This is a genomic window from Paraburkholderia ginsengiterrae (genome assembly GCF_001645125.1).
Taxonomy (GTDB): Bacteria; Pseudomonadota; Gammaproteobacteria; order Burkholderiales; family Burkholderiaceae; genus Paraburkholderia; species Paraburkholderia ginsengiterrae.
Map to the genome: position 1 here is coordinate 29773 of NZ_LXKA01000341.1, position 20326 is coordinate 50098.

Below are 20326 nucleotides of genomic sequence, written 5' to 3' on the forward strand. Positions count from 1 at the left end.
CGATGAGTATGTTGCGCGCGATGCAAAGAACCAGCCTGAATGCCCCCATGACCGTCACCCAGCGCGGCGTGTGCGTGCTCGCGTTGTCCCTGCTGATGACGGCGTGCGCCTCCCGGCTCGATCAGGCGCCGGTCGTCGACCGCTCCGGCGGCGGCACGCTCAGCACCCAGGCCGCGCAACCGGCCGCGCCGCTCGGACCGCCGCCGCCGGGCTACTATCGCGTGAAGCCGGGCGATACGCTGTACCGGATTGCTCTCGAGAACGGACAGAACTACCGCGACATTTCGGCGTGGAATAATTTGACCAACCCGAATCAGATCGAAGTGGATCAGTTGCTGCGCGTCGTGCCGCCGGGTGCGAACACCGCCGCGCTGACGCCCGGTGTGTCGACCGCACCGGTCGGCAACGGCGGCGCGGTGCAAAGCGCGCCGCTCGGCAGCACGCCGCCGTCGGCGGGTGCCGCGGCCGGTGCGGCAGTGCCGCCGATCTACGGCTCGAACGCGAACAACGCCTCGCTGACACCGCCGGCCAATGCGGGCGCCGCGAGCGATTCGAGTGCGGGTGCTTCCGGCAATGTGGCCTTCTCGTGGCCGGTGCGCGGACCGCTGCTCGGCACGTTCAACGATTCGACCAACAAGGGTGTCAATATCGGTGGTGCGGCAGGTGACCCGGTGAAGGCTTCGGCTGATGGACGTGTGGTTTACGCTGGAAATGGGCTGCGTGGTTACGGCAATCTCATTATCATCAAGCATGATGCAACTTATCTCACGGCGTATGCACATAACCGTGCTTTGATGGTAAAAGAAGGGGATGCGGTAACGAAGGGGCAGAAGATCGCCGAGATGGGCAATAGCGATTCCGACCGAGTAATGTTGCATTTCGAAGTTCGCCGGCAGGGTAAGCCTGTCGACCCACTGAAGTATTTGCCGCCGCAATAAGCGATACGACCATGCCGAAATCGAAGCGCCGCCCGCTGCAAGCCGAGTCTGAAACGACCAGCCAAGCCACGTCCGCTTCGGTGGACGAAAACGGCGCTTCGGAAGCGGAAGACGAACTCGTCGAGGAGCGCGATCTCGACGAGCGTCAAGGCGCCGACGAAAGCGGCGACGTCCGCGAAGCCGCGCCGGACGCGGACGATTTCCGCGCGCTGTTGCAGGCCGAGCTGACGGCCGACACCATTCAGCACTACCTGAACCGTATCAGCGTCAAGCCTTTGCTCACCGTCGAGGAAGAGCAAAAGTATTCGCGCCTTGCCAAGGCGGGCGAATTCGAAGCGCGGCAGGTGATGATCGAGCGCAACTTGCGGCTCGTCGTTAGCATCGCCAAGGGCTATCTGAACCGCGGCGTGCCGCTGCTCGATCTGATCGAAGAGGGCAATCTCGGCCTGATGCACGCGATCGAAAAATTCGATCCGACGCGCGGCTTCCGGTTTTCTACCTATGCCACGTGGTGGATCCGCCAGAGCATCGAGCGCGCGATCATGAATCAGGCGCGCACTGTTCGTTTGCCGGTGCACGTGATCCGCGAGCTCAACCAGGTACTGCGCGCAAAGCGCCATCTGGAAAAGAATTCGATGAACTCCGGCGAGGCCGCCGAGCGCCGCGACGCCAGCATCGACGACATTGCCTATCTGACCGGCAAGACCACCGACGAAGTCACCGACATTCTCGCGCTGAACGAGCACACCGCATCGCTGGACGCGCCGCTGGATCTCGATCCGGCCAGCAGCCTGCTCGATCTACTGTCGGACGACCAGAGCCAGTCACCGGACGCCGAGGTACAGCACCGCGAACTGGAAACGCTTACACGCGCGTGGCTCGCGCGCCTGTCGGACAAGCATCGCCATGTGATAGAGCGCCGCTTCGGCCTGAATCACATCGAGCCCGCCACGCTCGAAGAGCTGGCGGACGAAATGGGCCTCACGCGCGAGCGTGTGCGCCAGATCCAACAGGAAGCGCTCGTGCGATTGAAGCGCTTCTTCGCCTCCAACGGTGTTCGGAAGGACGCCGTTCTATAACCTGATGACACCGATTCTTGTATTCGACATCGAGACGATTCCCGATGTCGCCGGCATTCGCCGCCTCGACGATTTGCCCGCTACCCTGAGCGACGCCGAAGTGGCCGAGCACGCGTTCGCCGCGCGCCGCGAAAAGACCGGCAGCGATTTTCTGCCGCACCACCTGCAACGAATCGCGGCGATCTCCTGCGTATTCCGCGACAACAACGGATTCCGGGTGCGCTCGCTCGGCACGCCGGAAGACGGCGAGGCGGCGCTGGTGCAGTCGTTTTATCGGGTGATCGAGAAGTACACGCCGCAACTCGTGTCGTGGAACGGCGGCGGGTTCGACTTGCCGGTGTTGAACTACCGCGCGCTCGTCAACGGCATTCCTGCTTCGCGTTTCTGGGATCTCGGCGAGGATGACCGCGAGTTCAAGTGGAACAATTACATCAGCCGCTACCACGCGCGCCATACGGATCTGATGGACGTGCTCGCCATGTACCAGGCGCGTGCCAATGCGCCGCTCGACGCGCTTGCGAAGATGTGCGGCTTCCCCGGCAAGATGGGCATGGACGGCAGTCAGGTGTGGAATGCCTACCAGGAAGGCCGCATCGAGGAAATCCGCAACTACTGTGAGACCGACGTCGTCAATACGTACCTGTTGTATTGCCGCTTCCAGTTGATCCGTGGCGGGTTTTCGGCGGCGGAGTATGCTGACGAGATCAACCTGGTCAAAAACGCGCTGGCGCTTGAAACCGCGCCGCAATGGGCCGAGTATCTGGCGGCGTTCGAGCAGTAGTCCGCTCAGTAGCCCGTCCGTGGCCGGATGACGATGCGTTCGCCAGGCCACAGGCCTGAGGCGGACACGGTGGCTGCGCCGAATGATTGGCAGGCGCGGCGCTTCGTCTACAATCTCGCCTTTCCCCAAGTTTGTCAGGAAGTCGCAGGTGTCCCGAACTGCCCCCCATCGCCGCTCGCCGAAGCGCCACAAGTCGCCCCCGCCCATGCAGCCGCTCGTCGCCACCGGCAACGAGCCAGTCATCGAAATCGTTTCGCTCGACATGGAAGCGCGCGGCGTCGGTCGCAGCGTGAGCGAAGACGGCACGCCCGGCAAGGTGATCTTCGTTGAAGGCGCGCTGCCCGGCGAGCTGGTCAGCTATTCGACGCATCGCAGCAAGCCGAAATTCGAGCAGGCGGAAGTCGTTCAGGTGTTCCGCGAAAGCGTGATCCGCACCAAGCCGAAGTGCGCGTACTTCGATATCTGCGGCGGCTGTTCGATGCAGCACCTGGATATCCGCGCGCAGGTGGCCGTCAAGCAGCGCGTGCTCGAAGACAACCTCCAGCATCTGGCGAAGCTGCGTCCGGAAACGGTGTTCCGGCCGATTCATGGGCCGTCCTGGGGTTATCGCTACCGTGCGCGACTGGCCGTGCGGTTCCTGCCGGAAAAGGGCGGCATGCGCATCGGCTTTCACGAGAAGAAAAGCAGCTACATCGCTGACATGAAGACGTGCGAGGTGCTGCCGCCGCATGTATCGGCCATGCTGATGCCGCTGCGTTTCATGGTGCGCAAACTGTCGATCTACGACCGCATGCCGCAGCTCGAACTGGCGGTCGGTTCGTCGGTCACGGCGCTGGTGGTGCGCAATCTCGCGCCGCTCACGGCCGCGGACGAACAGGTGCTGCGCGATTTCGCCGACGAGCACAAGGTGCAGTTCTGGGTGCAGCCGGGCGGCCCGGAGACCGTCACGCCGCTGTATCCGCTCGACGTGGAGCTCGACTACACGCTGCCGGAATACGGCATCCGCATGCCGTTCAAGCCGACCGACTTCACCCAGGTGAATCACGCGATCAACCGCGTGCTGGTGAGCCGCGCGCTGCGCCTGCTGGCGCCGGCGCGCACCGACCGCGTGCTCGATCTGTTTTGCGGGATCGGCAACTTCACGCTGCCGCTTGCGCGAATCTCGAAGGAAGTCGTGGGCATCGAAGGCAGCGAGGTGCTGACTTCGCGCGCGCTCGCCAATGCCGAACTGAACGGCGTGGCGGGGCATACGTCGTTTGCATGCCGCAACCTGTTCGAAGTCACCGCCGATGACCTGCGCGCGCTCGGCCACTTCGACAAGTTCCTCGTCGATCCGCCACGCGAAGGCGCGCTCGCCGTCGCCAAGGCGTTGGCGGAGATTGCGCAAAGCGGCAATGGGCCGCTGCCGAAGCGCATCGTCTACGTGTCGTGCGCGCCGGCGACGCTTGCCCGCGATGCCGGCCTGCTCGTGCACGAGGCCGGCTACCGGCTGGTGGGCGCGGGGGTGGTGAACATGTTCCCGCATACCTCGCACGTGGAATCGATTGCGTTGTTCGAGCGGGATTGACGGATGTTGCTGGCGGTCTGCTTCATATAGCAGACCTGCCAGCCCAAGCACATAAAAAAACGCCACGACTCCGGTCGTGGCGTTTTTTTGTTGGGCGCTGACTTTCAGCAAGCCGCGTGGCTTAAAACTGCCACCACGATTTTGCGGTACCCGGCCGTGCATGACCCGTGATGTACGGGCTGTCGGGGAAGGTGCCGGCCAGCACGCGCTTGGTGTCGTCGGCCAGTTGCGGCTGGTTCAGCTTCTCATACGACAGCATCATGATGTGCAGTGCGTCTTCGATAGCCGGAGCATTCTTGTATTGCGTCAGCGCGAGCTGTGCGCGGTTGATCGCGGCCACGTAAGCGCCACGGCGGTAGTAATAATCCGCCGCGTGGACTTCGTGCGACGCCAGCGCGTTCACGATATAGCGCATGCGTTGCGCGGCATCCGGCGCATATTTGCTGTTCGGGAACTTGTCGACCACGACCTTGAACGCGTCGTACGATTCGCGCAGCGACTTCGGATCGCGCTCGCTCATGTCCTGGCCGGAGAAGCGCCCGAACAGACCGAGGTCGTCGTTGAAGTGGATCATGCCCTTCAGGTAGTACGCGTAAGCGATATCCGGATGATCCGGGTGCAGCTGGATGAAGCGGTCGATAGCCTGGTCGGCGGCGGCGTTTTCGTTGTCTTTCCAGTTGCAGTACGCGACGTTGATCTGTGCCTGCTGCGCGAAGTGGCCGAACGGATCGCGGCCCTCGAGCATTTCGAAATACTTCGCGCACTTGCCGTAGTCACCACCGGTCAAGGCGTCGTTCGCCTCCGTATATAATTTGTTGTTGTTCCACGTTGCCGTTTCGTCGGTCTTTTCCGGCAGGCCGTGGCAAGCCGCAACAACGGCGACGGCTGCGGCACACGCAGCATATCCGGCTACTTTCCGGGCCGTCTTTTTGATGGCCGCCAAATTGATTGCCGCCGAATTGATCGCCGCTTTAATGATGGTGTTCAAGGCTCGCATTTTCCAGTCTAGCTTTACGTCCAGGTGACCCAGACTCAATGACCCGCTCAAATACTCCAGGCGCCGCAACCGGCATCGGGAATAGCAACGAAGATTATAGCGTAAGCGCTGACCCCTCCGACGCGTTGGGCGTCGATTCCCTCGACGACGATCTCGGCAGCGAGGCGCTGGGCGCCGCCGCTGCACAAGGCCATGTCGCCACCGTGGCGAGCCGGGCGGTGGACGAGACGCCGCGCAGCGTCGTGGTGCCGGACGAACTGGCCGGCGACCGCCTCGACAAGGTGCTCGCCCGGGTATTTCCCGAGTTCTCGCGCAACCGCCTGCAGAGCTGGATCGAATCCGGGCGCGTGCAGATCGACGGCAAGCCGGCGAAGATCCGCCAGCCGGTGCCCCTTGGCGCGACCATCGAACTCGTGCCCGACCTGCTGCCCGAGCAGCTCGCGTTCACGCCTGAGCCGGTGCCGCTCGAGATCGTCTACGAAGACGACACCCTCGTGGTCATCAACAAGCCCGCGGGCATGGTGGTGCACCCGGCGGCCGGCAACTGGAGCGGAACCGTGCTCAACGGCCTGCTGTACCGCTATGGCGACGCCGCCGCAGGGCTGCCGCGGGCGGGCATCGTGCACCGGCTCGACAAGGAAACCTCCGGCCTGATGGTGGTGGCCCGCACGCTCGAGGCGCAGACCGATCTGGTGCGGCAGCTGCAGGCGCGCACCGTGAAGCGCCGCTATCTGGCGCTGGTGTGGGGCAACATGCCTGAAGAAGGCACGATCGACGCGCCGATCGGCCGCGATCCGCGCGAACGCACGCGCATGGCGGTCGTCACGGGCGCCTCGGGCAAGCCGGCGCGCACGCATTTCCGGCGGGTCGATTCGGCGATCTGGCAGCGTCAGCCGGTCACCGCGATTCATTGCGATCTGGAAACCGGCCGCACGCACCAGATTCGCGTGCATTGCGCACACATCGGCCATCCGTTGCTTGGCGATCCGGTGTACGGGCGCGCGCGCGGCAAACGCTCGGTCACGCCGCTGCCTGACGGTTTCGCGCGCCAGGCGCTGCATGCCTGGCGCCTGGGGCTGGTTCATCCCAAGTCCGGCCGCACGATGCAATGGCGCGCCGATGTACCCGAGGACATGGAAGCGCTGTCGGCGGCGCTCGGCCTTGGCCGAGACGACGCGGGCGAGTTTGACGAGTCGTACTATGAGGAAGGCGGCTACGACGAGTCGTTCGACGAGGACGCCGGCGAAGACGGCGAACTCGACCACGACGCCGCCGAGCACGACGCGGACGATCATGACGCCGATGACCACGACGAGGGCGAGCGCGCATGACGATGCCGGAACTGAGCTTTGCCGATGTCGTGCAACCCGCATGGAACGTGTCGCCGCGCGTGCGGGCGCTCGTCACCACGCGCAACGGCGGTGTGAGCGACGCGCCGTTTGGCCGCTGGCAGGACGGCGTGGACCTGCCCGGTGGCCTGAATCTGGGCATGAAGTCCGGTGACGATCCGGCCGCGGTCACGGCCAATCGCGCACGCCTGCTGAAGCTGGCGGACGTGAGCGAAGTGGCGTGGCTCGAACAGATTCACGGTGCAGGTATCGTGCGCGCGGAAGGGGTCCTCGCGCAGGCGCATGCGAGCGGCGCGCCGACGCGCGCCGATGCGAGCGTGACCGATCGTCCCGGTATGGTGTGTGCCGTGATGGTGGCCGATTGCATGCCGGTGCTGCTGTGCGACGAAGCGGGCCGCGCGGTCGGCGCGGCGCATGCGGGGTGGCGCGGGCTGGCGGCGGGCATCGTCGAACAGACTGCGCAGCGCGTCGCCGAACTCGCCGGTGTGGAGGCGGGCGCCTTGCACGCTTACCTCGGACCGTCGATCGGGCCCGACGCCTTCGAGGTCGGAGCAGACGTGCGTGACGCCTTCATGAACGGCGTCGGTCACGCACAACGCGACGCCACCGCCAACGCCTTCGTCGCGCATCCGCAAAATCCGGGCAAATATCTCGCCGATCTCCCGGCGCTGGCGCGTTTGCGCCTGCAGACCCTCGGCGTGACGCGGATTGTCGGCGGGGATATGTGCACGGTGACGCTGCGCGAGCGCTTCTATTCCTATCGCCGCGACCGCGACACGGGCCGCATGGCCGCGCTCATCTGGCTGGACGACCAGGCGCAGCCGATTGCGGACTAGCTTGCGCCGCGCGCCGCGCGCGGCAATTGTGCTTCGAATTCAGGAGCTTGCGAGCCGCGTCGCGACGTTTCACGACCGCGGCGTCACGATGCGGGCCGCGGCTTCAATCTCTTGCCGGGGGCTTCATCGCGCGTGCCTGCATGCATTCGTATGAGGGTTTGCGCGCAGACGCAGGCGCGCTTTTGCTGCGCTGCCGGAATTCCCCGCGCAGGCATCGATCTTGCGCGATAAGTGTCTGTGCGCGAACGGAAAAACGTGCGTAAATACGCGCGATTTGGGTGCTTTTTGTTGCGGCCGGCCGCGTTGAATCAAGCGGGCGCCAGGGCGCGATCTGCTACACAGGGAAAACGATAATAAAAAAACTATCGCACTGCGGCAAAATCGGGAACAAGCATTGACATGCCTTGCGATGGGGAGCAAGAATGTTCCGCACAGCTCCTCGTACAAGGGACAGGGCGTGACGAGGGCGCGAGCAATCGCTCCGTGCGCACGAACCTGCCTCTCAACCCGTCCGCAAGGACTTACCGGTCAAAAGCAGGCATGGCAGCATCACATTCCTCAGCTTCCCCAAGCACGGACTCCTCGACGGAGCGTACGCAGCAGGCCGGAACGAGCGGCGCCACACCGGCCGCGGGCATGCAGCAGTTTCTCGACGCCTGGATGAACGCATGGCGTTCGCTCGGCACGCCACCCGGCGGCAACGGCATGCCATTCCCAATGCCTCAAATGCCGCAGATTCCAGACATGCCGTCCATGCCGGTATTTCCCGGCATGCCGGACTTCAGCAAGCTGGCCGCGGGATCATTGCCCTCCATGCCGTCGCTTGCCGGCCTGAACATACCGAACGCCGCGATTCCCGCCGAGCGTCTGCAGAAACTGCAGTCCGACTATTCGCGCGAAGCGATGGATCTGATCCAGCAGGCCACCACGTCCACGGCCAAGGCGCCTGAACTCAAGGACCGCCGCTTCAGTTCGGACGAGTGGAGTTCGACGCCGGCGTATGCGTTCACCGCTGCCTGGTATCTGCTGAACGCGCGCTATCTGCAGGAAATGGTCGACGCGCTCGACACGGAACCGAAGATGCGTGAGCGCATCCGTTTCGCAGTTCAGCAATGGACCGCGGCGGCGTCGCCGAGCAACTTCTTCGCGTTGAATCCGGAAGCGCAAAAAACCTTGCTGGACAGCAAGGGCGAGAGCCTGCGGCAGGGCGTCATGAATCTGCTCGGCGACATGCAGCGCGGCAAGATCTCGCAGACCGACGAATCGCGTTTCGTGGTGGGTGGGAATCTTGCGAACACCGAAGGCTCGGTGGTGTTCGAAAACGACCTGATGCAGCTGATCCAGTACAAGCCGCGCACGCCGACCGTGCGCGAGCGGCCGCTCCTGATCGTGCCGCCGTGCATCAACAAGTTCTACATTCTCGATCTGCAGCCGGAGAACTCGCTGGTCGCCCATGGGCTCGACTCAGGGCATCAGGTGTTCCTGATTTCGTGGCGCAATGCCGATCAGTCGATCGCTCACAAGACGTGGGACGACTACATCGGCGAGGGCGTGCTCACCGCCATCGAGACGGTGAGCCAGATCAGCGGCCGCGAGCAGATCAATACGCTCGGCTTCTGCGTGGGCGGCACCATGCTCGCCACGGCGCTGTCGGTGGCCGCTGCGCGCGGCGAACATCCTGCCGCCTCCATGACCCTGCTCACCGCCATGCTCGACTTCTCTGACACGGGTGTGCTCGACGTGTTCGTCGACGAGGCGCACGTGCAGATGCGCGAGCAGACCATCGGCGGGAAGAACGGAACGCCGCCGGGACTGATGCGCGGCATCGAATTCGCCAACACGTTCTCGTTCCTGCGGCCGAATGATCTGGTGTGGAACTACGTCGTCGACAACTATCTTAAAGGGCGTACGCCGGTACCGTTCGATCTGCTGTACTGGAACAGCGATTCGACCAGCCTGCCGGGCCCGATGTATGTCTGGTATCTGCGCAACACGTATCTCGAGAACCGCCTGCGCGAGCCGGGTGCGCTGACCACGTGCGGCGAGCCGGTCGATCTGTCGAAGATCGACGTACCCACCTTCATCTACGGTTCACGGGAAGACCATATCGTGCCGTGGCAAACGGCCTATGCGTCGGCTTCGCTGCTAACCGGGCCGTTGAAGTTCGTACTCGGGGCGTCAGGCCACATCGCTGGCGTGATCAATCCGCCGGCGAAGAAAAAGCGCAATTACTGGGTGCTCGAAGGCGATGTCAAGGCACTGCCGGAGAACCCGGATGAGTGGCTCGATCAGGCGGCGGAAGTGCCGGGCAGCTGGTGGCCTGAATGGACCACGTGGCTCGACCAGTACGGCGGCAAGAAAGTGAAGCCGCGCGCCACGGCCGGTTCGGACGCGTTTCCGGTGATCGAGCCGGCGCCGGGACGTTATGTGCAGCAACGGGAGTAGGTTCGCAGGCGCTTGATTGCACGGCGTGTGCGAGAGTCTGAATGAACAAGGGCGCAAGAGCAGCGAGATTTTTTAACTTAACGGGTTGCGGTGCATTCGGCCGACTGCCCGGAGGATATGGAAATGACTGATGTTGTGATCGTATCGGCCGCCCGTACGGCAGTAGGCAAATTCGGTGGGTCGCTGGCGAAGATCGCCGCCCCCGAACTGGGCGCCACGGTAATTCGCGCCGTCCTCGAGCGGGCCGGTCTGAAGCCGGAGCAGGTGAGCGAAGTGATCCTGGGTCAGGTGCTGACGGCAGGGTCGGGCCAGAATCCGGCGCGTCAGTCGCTGATCAAGGCCGGCTTGCCCAACGCCGTGCCAGCCATGACGATCAACGTGGTGTGCGGCTCAGGCCTGAAGTCGGTGATGCTGGCAGCCAACGCCATCATTGCCGGTGACGCGGATATCGTGGTGGCCGGCGGGCAGGAAAACATGAGCGCGGCGCCGCACGTGCTGCCGGGCTCGCGCGACGGTTTCCGCATGGGTGACGCGAAGCTGATCGACTCGATGATCGTCGACGGCCTGTGGGACGTCTACAACCAGTACCACATGGGCGTGACGGCGGAAAACGTCGCCAAGGAATACGGCATCACGCGCGAGCAGCAGGACGCGTTCGCGGCGCTGTCGCAGAACAAGGCGGAAGCCGCACAAAAGTCCGGCCGTTTCGACGACGAAATCGTGCCGGTCGAGATTCCCCAGCGCAAGGGTGAGCCGCTGCGTTTTGCCACGGACGAGTTTGTGCGTCATGGCGTGACGGCTGAATCGCTGGCGGGCCTGAAGCCGGCGTTCTCGAAGGAAGGTTCGGTGACGGCGGCCAATGCGTCGGGCCTGAACGACGGCGCGGCGGCCGTGCTGGTGATGTCGGCAAAGAAAGCCGAAGCGCTTGGCCTCAAGCCCCTCGCGCGCATCAAGGCTTACGCCACCTCGGGTCTGGATCCGAAGGTGATGGGCATGGGCCCGGTGCCGGCTTCGCGCCGCTGTCTCGAGCGTGCGGGCTGGACGCCGGCCGATCTGGATCTGATGGAAATCAACGAAGCGTTTGCCGCGCAGGCGTGCGCCGTGAATCAGCAAATGGGCTGGGATACGTCGAAGATCAACGTGAACGGCGGCGCGATCGCGATCGGTCACCCGATCGGCGCGTCCGGCTGCCGGATTCTCGTCACGCTGCTGTACGAAATGCAGAAGCGCGACGCGAAGAAGGGTCTGGCGTCGCTGTGTATCGGCGGCGGCATGGGTGTGGCGCTGGCACTCGAGCGCGCCTGAGCACCGGCGCGTGGATGAGACGCCGGCAGGCGTCGCCACGCGTCAATTAAAGCTTGGCCGCGCGGCGCATGGCAGCATGCGGCGCGCGGTCAGTGGTGGCCTCGTCGGCCGGTAGCCCGTCGGCAACGGAGATGAAGCGAGAGGCGAGGGAAGAGGTGGCCGGTCGGCGCCTCGAAAAACGAAAACGGAGTGTAGTTTATGACACAGCGAATTGCGTACGTAACGGGCGGGATGGGTGGCATCGGCACGAGCATTTGCCAGCGGCTGCACAAAGAGGGCTTCAAGGTAATCGCAGGCTGTGGCCCGAACTCGCCGCGCCGCGTGAAGTGGCTCGAGGAGCAGAAGGCGCTCGGGTTCGACTTCGTCGCGTCGGAAGGCAATGTCGGCGATTGGGAATCGACCAAGAACGCGTTCGACAAGGTCAAAGCCGAAGTTGGCGAGATCGACGTGCTGGTGAATAACGCCGGCATTACGCGCGACGTCGTGTTTCGCAAGATGACGCACGAAGACTGGACAGCGGTGATCGACACCAACCTGACCAGCCTGTTCAACGTCACGAAGCAGGTGATCGACGGCATGGTCGAGCGTGGCTTTGGCCGCATCATCAACATTTCGTCGGTGAACGGGCAGAAGGGGCAGTTCGGCCAGGCCAACTATGCGACCGCGAAGGCCGGCATTCACGGCTTCACGATGTCGCTGGCGCAGGAAGTGGCCACCAAGGGCGTGACGGTCAACACCGTGTCGCCGGGCTACATCGGCACCGATATGGTCAAGTCGATCCGCCCCGACGTGCTGGAGAAAATCGTTGCGACGATTCCGGTACGCCGTCTCGGCCAGCCGGACGAAATCGGCTCGATCGTTGCGTGGCTTGCCTCGGAAGAATCCGGTTTCTCCACGGGCGCTGATTTTTCGCTGAACGGTGGTTTGCATATGGGCTGAGTGACAGGTGCGCCGCTCACAAGGCAGCGCGCTTCGACTCAGATGGTTCCGGCGGCGTCCCGACTGCGCAAAGGCCCGACTGCGCAGCCGGCATGACGCCGTTTCCGCGCTCAATTCGCGCTCAAAGGCGTTACATGACTACTACTACAAAGAAAACAGCCGAACGACTTATCAAGAAATATCCGAATCGTCGGCTCTACGATACCGAGACAAGCACGTACATCACGCTGACGGATGTGAAGCAGCTCGTGTTGGATCAGGAGGATTTCAAGGTCATCGATGCGAAGAGCAACGAGGATCTGACGCGCGCCATCCTGTTGCAGATCATTCTCGAAGAAGAGAGCGGTGGCTTGCCGATGTTTTCGTCGTCGATGCTGTCGCAGATCATCCGTTTCTACGGCCATGCCATGCAGGGCATGATGGGCACGTATCTGGAAAAGAACATCCAGGCCTTCATCGACATTCAGGCGAAACTCGCCGACCAGTCGAAGAATCTGTACGAAGGCAAGGCAATGAACCCTGAAGTCTGGTCGCAGTTCATGAACATGCAGGCGCCAATGATGCAGGGCATGATGACCAGCTACATCGAGCAGTCGAAGAACATGTTCGTGCAAATGCAGGAGCAGATGCAGAACCAGGCGAAGTCGATGTTCGCCACCTTCCCGTTCACACCGGGTGGCCCGGTCAATGCCGGCAGCACCGGCACCGCACCGGCCAATCCGCAAGGCAATCCGGAGCCGGAGAAGAAATAACGGTCCCGCCAGCCGGTTGTGCCGGCGCCGCGAAGGTTGCGGGCACAACTGCGACAGGGCTGGCAGGCGAGGCGTAAGGGAGGTGCGGCCTCTCGGGCTCCTTGCCGGTGGCCGGGCGTGGCGCAAAAGCCGCCGGCTGTCGGCACGTTACAATGGCGGACCGCGCGCCGAAGCACTATTGGCTGAAGGGGCCTTCGAGGCCATTTAGCCCTGTCATGCCCGCCGCACGGTCCGTGCGCTTTCGCCGCGCTCTCCCAATTGTCACCTCCGTTGCTTCCTTGGTCATCGTCACTGCTTCACGCCGAACCCCACCCAACGCCGCAGACTCTTTTTCTTGCTGCGCCGCCGCCTTTGGCTCGCCACGCCGACCCGGTCAAGCTGGCGTGAGTGCGCGCTCTTGCGAAGAGATGGCCGCATGAGCCGCCTGTTTCTTGCGCCGATGGAAGGGCTGGCCGACTATCTGCTGCGCGACGTGCTGACCAGCACCGGCGGATTTGACGGATGTGTGTCCGAGTTCATCCGGGTGACGGGTTCCGCGCTGCCTGATCGCGTCTACGAGCGGGAGGCACCCGAGGTTCTCCACGGGGCCCGCACACCCGGCGGCACACCGATGGTGATCCAGCTGCTCGGCAGCGATCCTGAATGGATGGCCCTGAATGCCGCGCGTGCGGCGACGCTGTCGCCGTTCGGCATCGATCTGAACTTCGGATGTCCCGCCAAGGTCGTCAATCAGCACGGCGGCGGGGCCATGCTGCTGTCTGACCCCGACCAGCTGAACCGGATCGTCTCCGCGGTTCGCCTGGCGGTGCCGGCTGGAATCGCGGTGACAGCCAAAATGCGGCTTGGCGTGTCGGACACCTCGCTGGCGATCGAATGCGCCGTGGCGCTCGCCGAAGGTGGCGCGGGCTCGCTCGTCGTGCATGCCAGAACGCGCGATCAAGGCTACCGGCCGCCGGCTCACTGGGAGTGGATCGCACGGGTCGCTGCGGCGGTCGACGTGCCGGTCGTCGCGAACGGGGAAGTCTGGACCGTCGCCGACTGGGAGCGCTGCCGCGCGGTCAGCGGCTGTGCCGACGTGATGATCGGGCGAGGGGCCGTATCGGACCCCTTTCTGGCGCTGAGAATACGGGGACTGATGGACCCGACCCCATCCGGCGAGGAATGGCCGGTTGTGCTGGAGCAGATCGCGGGGTATCTGAAGACCCTGCAGACGCGTGGCACGTATCTTCACGAGCACGGCCGCGTCAAGAAGTGGCTCAGCTATCTGCAACGGACCTGGCCACAGGCGGCCGAACTGCATGCCGCGATCCGGAGGCTGCACGATTCCCATGAGATTCTCGCGATAATCGAACGTGCGCTGGCATTCCACACACGAATGCTGGCGCCTCGATCCGCGCCCTCAGGCTGCCTCGAACCGACCGCCGCCGCGGCCGCTTGAGGACGAAAATTCAAAGACTTACGAGCGGTGGCCATGGCGAACCGCTACAATTCAGGGTTTAACGTCTTCAAGCGGTTCGCCATGTCTGCCACTCCCCCGATTGCTCCTAGCGCCGCACCGAAAGTCGGCTTCGTCTCGCTCGGCTGCCCTAAAGCGCTCGTCGATTCCGAGCAGATCATCACGCAGCTGCGCGCCGAAGGCTACGAGATTTCCGGCACGTACAACGGCGCGGACCTCGTGGTCGTCAACACCTGCGGCTTCATCGACGAAGCGGTGCAGGAAAGCCTCGACGCGATCGGCGAGGCGCTCAACGAGAATGGCAAGGTGATCGTCACCGGCTGTCTCGGCGCGAAGAAGAGCGCAAGCGGCTCGGGTCTGATCGAAGAAGTGCATCCCAAGGTGCTGGCCGTGACCGGTCCGCATGCGGTGGGCGAAGTGATGCAGCACGTGCATTCCCATTTGCCGAAGCCGCACGATCCGTTCGTCGATCTGGTGCCGCCGGCGGGCGTGAAGCTCACGCCGCGCCACTACGCGTACCTGAAAATTTCCGAAGGCTGCAACCATCGCTGCACGTTCTGCATCATCCCGTCCATGCGCGGCGACCTCGTGTCGCGCCCCGTGGCCGAGGTGATGCTCGAAGCGGAGAACCTGTTCAAGTCGGGCGTGAAGGAGCTGCTGGTGATTTCGCAGGACACCAGCGCGTACGGCGTCGACGTCAAGTACCGCACGGGCTTCTGGAACGGCAAGCCGATCAAGACGCGCATGACCGATCTGGTCGGCGCACTGGGCGAACTGGCCGCGCAATACGGCGCGTGGGTACGCCTGCATTACGTGTATCCGTATCCGAGCGTCGACGAAGTGATTCCGATGATGGCCGAAGGCCCGTACAAGGGTCACGTGCTGCCGTACCTCGACGTGCCGTTCCAGCACGCGCATCCGGAAGTGCTCAAGCGCATGAAGCGCCCGGCCAACGCCGAGAAGGTGATGGAGCGGGTGAAGAAATGGCGCGAGATGTGCCCGGATCTGACCATTCGCAGCACGTTCATCGCCGGTTTCCCGGGTGAGACCGAGGAGCAGTTCGAGACGCTGCTCGATTTCATCCGCGAGGCGGAGCTGGATCGGGTTGGCTGCTTTGCGTATTCGCCGGTCGAAGGCGCGACGGCCAACGAGCTCGACGGTGCGCTGCCCGACGAGGTGCGTGAAGGGCGCCGCGCGCGCTTCATGGAAGTGGCCGAGGAAGTCTCGGCGCGCCGTATCGCGAAGAAGGTCGGCAAGACGTTGAAGGTGCTGGTCGACGAGATCAACGCCGACGGCGGCATTGGCCGCACCGCGGCGGACGCGCCGGAGATCGACGGCGTAGTGTATATCGCGCCCGCCACCAAGGCGTCCAAACGCTACAAGGTCGGCGACTTCGTGTCGGTGAAGATCACCGGTGCCGACGGCCACGATCTGTGGGGTGAGGTTTAAACGATGGCAGCGAGCATGCCCGAAGCCCGGCGCCCTCAGATTCTCGCGCTCGGCGAGGCGATGATCGAGTTCAACCAGTCGGAGAAGGCTCAGCCGAACTACCTGCAGGGTTTCGGCGGCGATACGTCGAATTTCTGCATCGCGGCGGCACGGCAGGGCGCGAAAACCGGTTTCGTGTCCGCGGTCGGCGCGGATCATTTCGGGCGTCTGCTGATCGACCTGTGGCAGCGCGAGCTGGTGGACACGTCGCTCGTGCGCGTCGATCCGCATGCGCCCACCGGCGTGTATTTCGTCTCGCACGGTCCGAATGGCCACGCATTCGACTATCTGCGCGCCGGCTCGGCCGCGAGCCGCTATGCCCCGCAGGATCTGCCGCTCGAGGCAATCGCCGCGGCCAAGGTCGTTCATCTTTCCGGCATTAGCCTCGCAATCAGCCTGAGCGCCTGCGACGCCGCGCTCGAAGCGATTGCCCATGCGCGCGCCAACGGCGTGCGCGTGAGCTTCGACACTAATCTGCGGCTGAAACTGTGGCCGCTCGCGCGGGCGCGCGCAGTGATGCTGGAGGCGATCCGCCACACCGACATCTGCCTGCCGAGCTGGGACGACGTCACCGAACTCACCGGCCTGACGGGCCGCGATGAAATCGTCGATTTCCTGCTCGCGCGCGGTCCGAGTGTGGTCGCGCTCAAGCTCGGCAAGGAGGGCTCGTACGTTGCGACGCCCAACGAGCGGCGCGTCGTGCCCGGCCACGCCGTCAATGCCGTCGATGCTACCGGCGCGGGCGACTGCTACGGCGGGGCGTTTATCGCGCGCATCGTCGAGGGCGACGATCCATTTGCGGCAGCGCACTATGCGAACGTCGCCGCTGCGCTGTCCACGCAAGGTTACGGCGCCGTGGCGCCGATTCCTTCGCGCGCGACAGTCGAACAAGTACTGGCAGCCTGAGCCCGCGCGCTGCAACGCGCGGCCGGCCGAGCCCGGTTTATCCTGAATGACTAACGGAGGAGCGAGCGATGCAACGAGACGTAGTAGTGGTAAGCGGTGTGCGGACGGCAATCGGCGGTTTCGGCGGCAGTCTGAAAGATTTTTCGCCGACCGATCTGGGCGCGCGTGTCGTGCGTGAAGCGCTGGCGCGCGCCAACGTGTCGGGCGACGAGGTGGGGCACGTGGTGCTCGGCAACGTCGTGCATACCGAACCGAAAGACATGTATCTGGCGCGCGTGGCCGCGATCAACGGCGGCGTGGCGCAGCACGCGCCCGCGCTGACCGTGAACCGTCTGTGTGGCTCGGGTCTGCAGGCAATCGTCTCGGCGGCTCAAAGCGTGCTGCTTGGTGACGCCGACATCGCGATCGGCGGCGGCGCGGAGAACATGAGCCGCGCGCCTTACTCCATGCCCGCCGCGCGCTTCGGTCAGCGCATGGGCGACGCGCGTCTCGTCGACATGATGGTCGGCGCGCTGAACGACCCGTTCCAGTCGATCCATATGGGCGTGACCGCCGAGAATGTCGCGCGCAAGTACGACATTTCGCGTGAAGCGCAGGACGCGCTCGCCCTCGAGTCGCACCGCCGCGCGGCCAATGCGATCACGAACGGCTACTTCAAGGACCAGATCCTGCCGATCACGCTCGCGTCGAAGAAGGGCGATGTCGTATTCGACACGGACGAACACGCGCGCATGAACGCGACGGCTGAAGACTTCTCCAAGCTGAAGCCGGTGTTCGTGAAGGAAAACGGCACGGTCACGGCTGGTAACGCGTCGGGCATCAACGACGCTGCCGCCGCGGTCGTGCTGATGGAGCGCACTGTCGCCGAACAGCGCGGCATCAAGCCGCTGGCGCGGCTGGTGTCTTATGCGCATGCCGGCGTGGATCCTGCGTACATGGGCATCGGCCCGGTGCCGGCCAGCCGCAAGGCGCTCGAGCGCGCCGGGCTGACGGTCGCGGACCTCGACGTGATCGAGGCCAACGAGGCGTTCGCCGCCCAGGCTTGCGCGGTCAGCAAGGAGCTCGGCTTCGATCCGGCCAAGGTCAATCCGAATGGTTCGGGCATTTCGCTCGGCCACCCGATCGGCGCGACCGGCGCGCTCATCACCGTCAAGGCGCTGTACGAACTGCAGCGGATTGGTGGCCGCTACGCGCTGGTGACGATGTGTATCGGCGGTGGGCAGGGTATCGCGGCGATCTTCGAACGGATCTGAGGGCGCCGTACCCAGGTATCACGCAGTATCAGGCAACAAGGAAGGAACGGATGCGGGAATTGAAAGCGAAGAAGGGAGCAATGCGTCGGCGCGGATGGACAGGAGTGAGCGTGGCCGCGTTGCTGTGTGCCGGCGCGTGGGCCTTGATGCCCGCGCCGGCATGGGCGGAAAGCGACGCGGTGAAGGAACTGGCGGCGCCGCCGCCGATCCAGTTGCCGCTCAAGCCGAGCCCCGAATTCGCCAGATTCCCGCGCTACGCCGGCATGCTGGGCTCGCGTCAGATCGTGCTGAAGCTCGGCCCGAAAACCGACGATCCGTCCGGCGTGCACGGCGAGTATCAGTTCATCGATACGGGCGAAGTGATCCTGATCGCGGGTGACCGCGACGGCGACACGCTTGAAGTCGAGGAGTCGAACGACGGCACGCATATCACCGGCAACTGGGTCGGCAAGTTTGCCGCTGACGGCTCGGTGGCGGGCGACCGCATGAACGTCGACGACTCCGATCCCCAACCGTTCGATCTGAAACCGCTGGCGGCGGGGCAGGCGGTGCCGCCGCCCGGCGCACCGGCAACCGCCGCGGCGCGGCCTGCTGCCGGCACGGCCACGGCGCCCGCTTCGGCAGCCGCCGCAGGCGCGCACGCCGTGGGTGGCGTCAGCAACCTGCAAACCGGCGAGTGAACCGGCGTTCGCGCGAGTCCACCGGCTCGCGCGAGCTATCCGTCGGGCGAAATTCCGCCTGTTCGTCTAATCTTGCGTGTATGGCCTGTCTCCTGACGCCAGGAGGCTAGCCATCTCCGTCTGCTTTTCAACGAATCTCACCATGACCCAATCCAAACTCAAGCGCGGCCTGCAAACCCGTATCGTGCGTGCCGAAGACCAGCTGACGCCGGGCTTCGAGTCGTTCTCCACGCCGGTCATGCGAGCGTCGACGGTCGTGTTCCCCGATCTCGCGACCATGCGCGCGCTCGACTGGAAGAACGACGCGCAGTGGCGCTACGGCCTGCACGCCACGCCGACCTCGCTCACGCTCGCGCAACGCCTTGCGACGATCGAAGGTGGCAATCACGCGTTGTTGCAGCCCTCGGGGCTGTCGTCGATTTCGAATGTGTACTTCGGCCTCGTCAAGTCTGGCGACGACGTTCTGATTCCCGACAACGCCTACTCGCCGAACCGCGATCACGGCGACTGGCTGGCGCGCGATTTCGGCATCACGGTGCGTTACTACGATCCGATGATCGGCGCGGGCATTGCCGATCTGATTCAGCCGAACACGCGCCTGATCTGGCTGGAAGCGCCGGGCTCGGTGACGATGGAAGTGGCCGATGTACCGGCGATTACGGCGGTGGCGCGCGCGCGCAACGTTGTTACGGCCATCGACAATACATGGTCGGCGGGACTCGGTTTCCGGCCGTTCGATCATGGCGTCGACATCTCGGTGCAGGCGCTCACCAAATATCAGTCGGGCGGCGGCGACGTGCTGATGGGCGCGACGATCACGGTGGATCGCGAACTGCATCTGAAGCTGAAGGCGGCGCGCATGCGCATGGGCATCGGCGTTTCGGCGGACGACTGCTCGCTGATTCTGCGCAGCCTGCCGAGCATGCAACTGCGTTTCGCACAGCATGATCGCGCGGCGCTCGGACTGGCCAACTGGCTGAAGACGCGTCCGGAAATCGCCGCGGTGTTGCATCCTGCGCTGCCGGACTGTCCGGGCCATGAGTTTTACAAACGCGACTTCACGGGCGCGGGCGGGCTGTTTTCCGTGGTGTTCGACGGGCGTTATAGCCCGGCGCAGATCGATACGTTCTGCGAGTCGCTCGAGCTCTTTTCGATCGGCTGGAGCTGGGGCGGCGCGCACAGTCTCGTCATGCCGTACGACGTTGCGTCGATGCGCTCCGCGGCGCAGTGGCCGCATCGCGGCACGCTGGTGCGGTTCTATATCGGCCTGGAAGCAGAAGCGGATTTGCGCGCGGATATGGAGCACTGCCTGGCGGCGCTGGGTTGAATGCGTGATTGTTGTGTTTGGCGCAGCTTCAGTGGGATTTCGGTAGGACTTCAGTAGGAATTTAGTAGGACAAGCGAGCCCGTCGGCACAGGTTGCCGGCGGGCTTTAATGAGATGGTCAGCCCGATCCCCACACAGCGGACTACGCTGAGTGGGGATTGTTCTTTTTGGGGACCATCATGGATGCGGTGTCGTTGATCGGCGTTGACCTGGGCAAGCATTACTTCCA

At 64.1% G+C, this 20326-nt stretch carries 17 protein-coding genes; 16 read left to right on the forward strand and 1 reads right to left on the reverse strand.

The window, feature by feature from the left end; all coding sequences use genetic code 11:
- Positions 1-2 precede the first annotated feature (2 nt).
- The 4 genes from A6V37_RS28625 (at position 3) to rlmD (ending at position 4365) form a co-directional block, all read left to right on the forward strand.
- Positions 3-938: a peptidoglycan DD-metalloendopeptidase family protein gene (locus tag A6V37_RS28625; RefSeq protein WP_064269929.1), complete on the forward strand. Its 936-nt coding sequence runs from the start codon at positions 3-5 to the stop codon at positions 936-938.
- A gap of 11 nt (positions 939-949) precedes the next feature.
- Positions 950-2017, forward strand: a complete 1068-nt coding sequence (rpoS, locus tag A6V37_RS28630; protein ID WP_064269930.1) for an RNA polymerase sigma factor RpoS — start codon at positions 950-952, stop codon at positions 2015-2017.
- Positions 2018-2021: 4 nt separating this feature from the next.
- Entirely contained in the window at positions 2022-2798 is a 777-nt protein-coding gene (locus tag A6V37_RS28635; protein ID WP_064269931.1) for a 3'-5' exonuclease, read from the forward strand.
- A 148-nt stretch (positions 2799-2946) separates the two neighbouring features.
- On the forward strand, positions 2947-4365 hold the full coding sequence (gene rlmD / locus A6V37_RS28640; protein WP_100249417.1) for a 23S rRNA (uracil(1939)-C(5))-methyltransferase RlmD: 1419 nt from the start codon (positions 2947-2949) through the stop codon (positions 4363-4365).
- A 121-nt stretch (positions 4366-4486) separates the two neighbouring features.
- Here rlmD and A6V37_RS28645 read toward each other — a convergent pair whose 3' ends face one another.
- Positions 4487-5362 (reverse strand): outer membrane protein assembly factor BamD, encoded by an 876-nt coding sequence (locus A6V37_RS28645; RefSeq protein ID WP_064269933.1) that lies wholly within the window; start codon positions 5360-5362, stop codon positions 4487-4489.
- Between the two features lie 38 nt (positions 5363-5400).
- On the opposite strand from A6V37_RS28645, the gene A6V37_RS28650 reads away from it, so the two are divergent.
- The 12 genes from A6V37_RS28650 to A6V37_RS28705 all read left to right on the forward strand — a co-directional run bounded on the left by A6V37_RS28650 (position 5401) and on the right by A6V37_RS28705 (position 20098).
- Positions 5401-6693, forward strand: coding sequence for an RluA family pseudouridine synthase (locus tag A6V37_RS28650; RefSeq protein ID WP_064269934.1), 1293 nt, complete (start codon positions 5401-5403; stop codon positions 6691-6693).
- The gene (gene pgeF, locus A6V37_RS28655; RefSeq protein WP_064286560.1) at positions 6690-7547 is read left to right on the forward strand and encodes a peptidoglycan editing factor PgeF; all 858 of its coding nucleotides are present in this window, start codon (positions 6690-6692) and stop codon (positions 7545-7547) included. Before A6V37_RS28650 ends, pgeF begins: the two co-directional genes overlap by 4 nt.
- 636 nt (positions 7548-8183) lie before the next feature.
- Positions 8184-9992: a class I poly(R)-hydroxyalkanoic acid synthase gene (phaC, locus tag A6V37_RS28660; RefSeq protein ID WP_064269936.1), complete on the forward strand. Its 1809-nt coding sequence runs from the start codon at positions 8184-8186 to the stop codon at positions 9990-9992.
- A gap of 123 nt (positions 9993-10115) precedes the next feature.
- Positions 10116-11297 carry an acetyl-CoA C-acetyltransferase gene (locus A6V37_RS28665; protein WP_064269974.1) on the forward strand — a complete coding sequence of 394 codons (1182 nt, stop codon included), beginning with the start codon at positions 10116-10118 and terminating at the stop codon, positions 11295-11297.
- Positions 11298-11495: 198 nt separating this feature from the next.
- Positions 11496-12236, forward strand: coding sequence for a 3-ketoacyl-ACP reductase (locus A6V37_RS28670; protein ID WP_064269937.1), 741 nt, complete (start codon positions 11496-11498; stop codon positions 12234-12236).
- A 134-nt stretch (positions 12237-12370) separates the two neighbouring features.
- Positions 12371-12988: a polyhydroxyalkanoate synthesis repressor PhaR gene (phaR, locus tag A6V37_RS28675; RefSeq protein WP_064269938.1), complete on the forward strand. Its 618-nt coding sequence runs from the start codon at positions 12371-12373 to the stop codon at positions 12986-12988.
- A gap of 415 nt (positions 12989-13403) precedes the next feature.
- On the forward strand, positions 13404-14426 hold the full coding sequence (locus A6V37_RS28680) for a tRNA dihydrouridine synthase (protein WP_064269939.1): 1023 nt from the start codon (positions 13404-13406) through the stop codon (positions 14424-14426).
- Positions 14427-14507: 81 nt separating this feature from the next.
- Positions 14508-15893, forward strand: a complete 1386-nt coding sequence (rimO, locus tag A6V37_RS28685; protein WP_064269975.1) for a 30S ribosomal protein S12 methylthiotransferase RimO — start codon at positions 14508-14510, stop codon at positions 15891-15893.
- Positions 15894-15896: 3 nt separating this feature from the next.
- Positions 15897-16838: a sugar kinase gene (locus A6V37_RS28690; protein ID WP_064269940.1), complete on the forward strand. Its 942-nt coding sequence runs from the start codon at positions 15897-15899 to the stop codon at positions 16836-16838.
- 68 nt (positions 16839-16906) lie between these two features.
- The gene (gene bktB / locus A6V37_RS28695) at positions 16907-18091 is read left to right on the forward strand and encodes a beta-ketothiolase BktB (protein WP_064269941.1); all 1185 of its coding nucleotides are present in this window, start codon (positions 16907-16909) and stop codon (positions 18089-18091) included.
- A gap of 50 nt (positions 18092-18141) precedes the next feature.
- Positions 18142-18771, forward strand: a complete 630-nt coding sequence (locus A6V37_RS28700) for a hypothetical protein (protein WP_064269942.1) — start codon at positions 18142-18144, stop codon at positions 18769-18771.
- A gap of 142 nt (positions 18772-18913) precedes the next feature.
- Entirely contained in the window at positions 18914-20098 is a 1185-nt protein-coding gene (locus A6V37_RS28705; protein WP_064269943.1) for a cystathionine beta-lyase, read from the forward strand.
- Positions 20099-20326: the final 228 nt, after the last annotated feature.

Bases quoted from the DNA above. Each gene is read 5' to 3' on its own strand.
- A6V37_RS28625 (WP_064269929.1), top strand. From the start codon at position 3: ATGAGTATGTTGCGCGCGATGCAAAGAACCAGCCTGAATGCCCCCATG.
- rpoS (WP_064269930.1), top strand. From the start codon at position 950: ATGCCGAAATCGAAGCGCCGCCCGCTGCAAGCCGAGTCTGAAACGACC.
- A6V37_RS28635 (WP_064269931.1), top strand. From the start codon at position 2,022: ATGACACCGATTCTTGTATTCGACATCGAGACGATTCCCGATGTCGCC.
- A6V37_RS28645 (WP_064269933.1), bottom strand. From the start codon at position 5,362: ATGCGAGCCTTGAACACCATCATTAAAGCGGCGATCAATTCGGCGGCA.
- A6V37_RS28650 (WP_064269934.1), top strand. From the start codon at position 5,401: ATGACCCGCTCAAATACTCCAGGCGCCGCAACCGGCATCGGGAATAGC.
- pgeF (WP_064286560.1), top strand. From the start codon at position 6,690: ATGACGATGCCGGAACTGAGCTTTGCCGATGTCGTGCAACCCGCATGG.
- phaC (WP_064269936.1), top strand. From the start codon at position 8,184: ATGCAGCAGTTTCTCGACGCCTGGATGAACGCATGGCGTTCGCTCGGC.
- A6V37_RS28665 (WP_064269974.1), top strand. From the start codon at position 10,116: ATGACTGATGTTGTGATCGTATCGGCCGCCCGTACGGCAGTAGGCAAA.
- A6V37_RS28670 (WP_064269937.1), top strand. From the start codon at position 11,496: ATGACACAGCGAATTGCGTACGTAACGGGCGGGATGGGTGGCATCGGC.
- phaR (WP_064269938.1), top strand. From the start codon at position 12,371: ATGACTACTACTACAAAGAAAACAGCCGAACGACTTATCAAGAAATAT.
- A6V37_RS28680 (WP_064269939.1), top strand. From the start codon at position 13,404: ATGAGCCGCCTGTTTCTTGCGCCGATGGAAGGGCTGGCCGACTATCTG.
- rimO (WP_064269975.1), top strand. From the start codon at position 14,508: ATGTCTGCCACTCCCCCGATTGCTCCTAGCGCCGCACCGAAAGTCGGC.
- A6V37_RS28690 (WP_064269940.1), top strand. From the start codon at position 15,897: ATGGCAGCGAGCATGCCCGAAGCCCGGCGCCCTCAGATTCTCGCGCTC.
- bktB (WP_064269941.1), top strand. From the start codon at position 16,907: ATGCAACGAGACGTAGTAGTGGTAAGCGGTGTGCGGACGGCAATCGGC.
- A6V37_RS28700 (WP_064269942.1), top strand. From the start codon at position 18,142: ATGCGGGAATTGAAAGCGAAGAAGGGAGCAATGCGTCGGCGCGGATGG.
- A6V37_RS28705 (WP_064269943.1), top strand. From the start codon at position 18,914: ATGACCCAATCCAAACTCAAGCGCGGCCTGCAAACCCGTATCGTGCGT.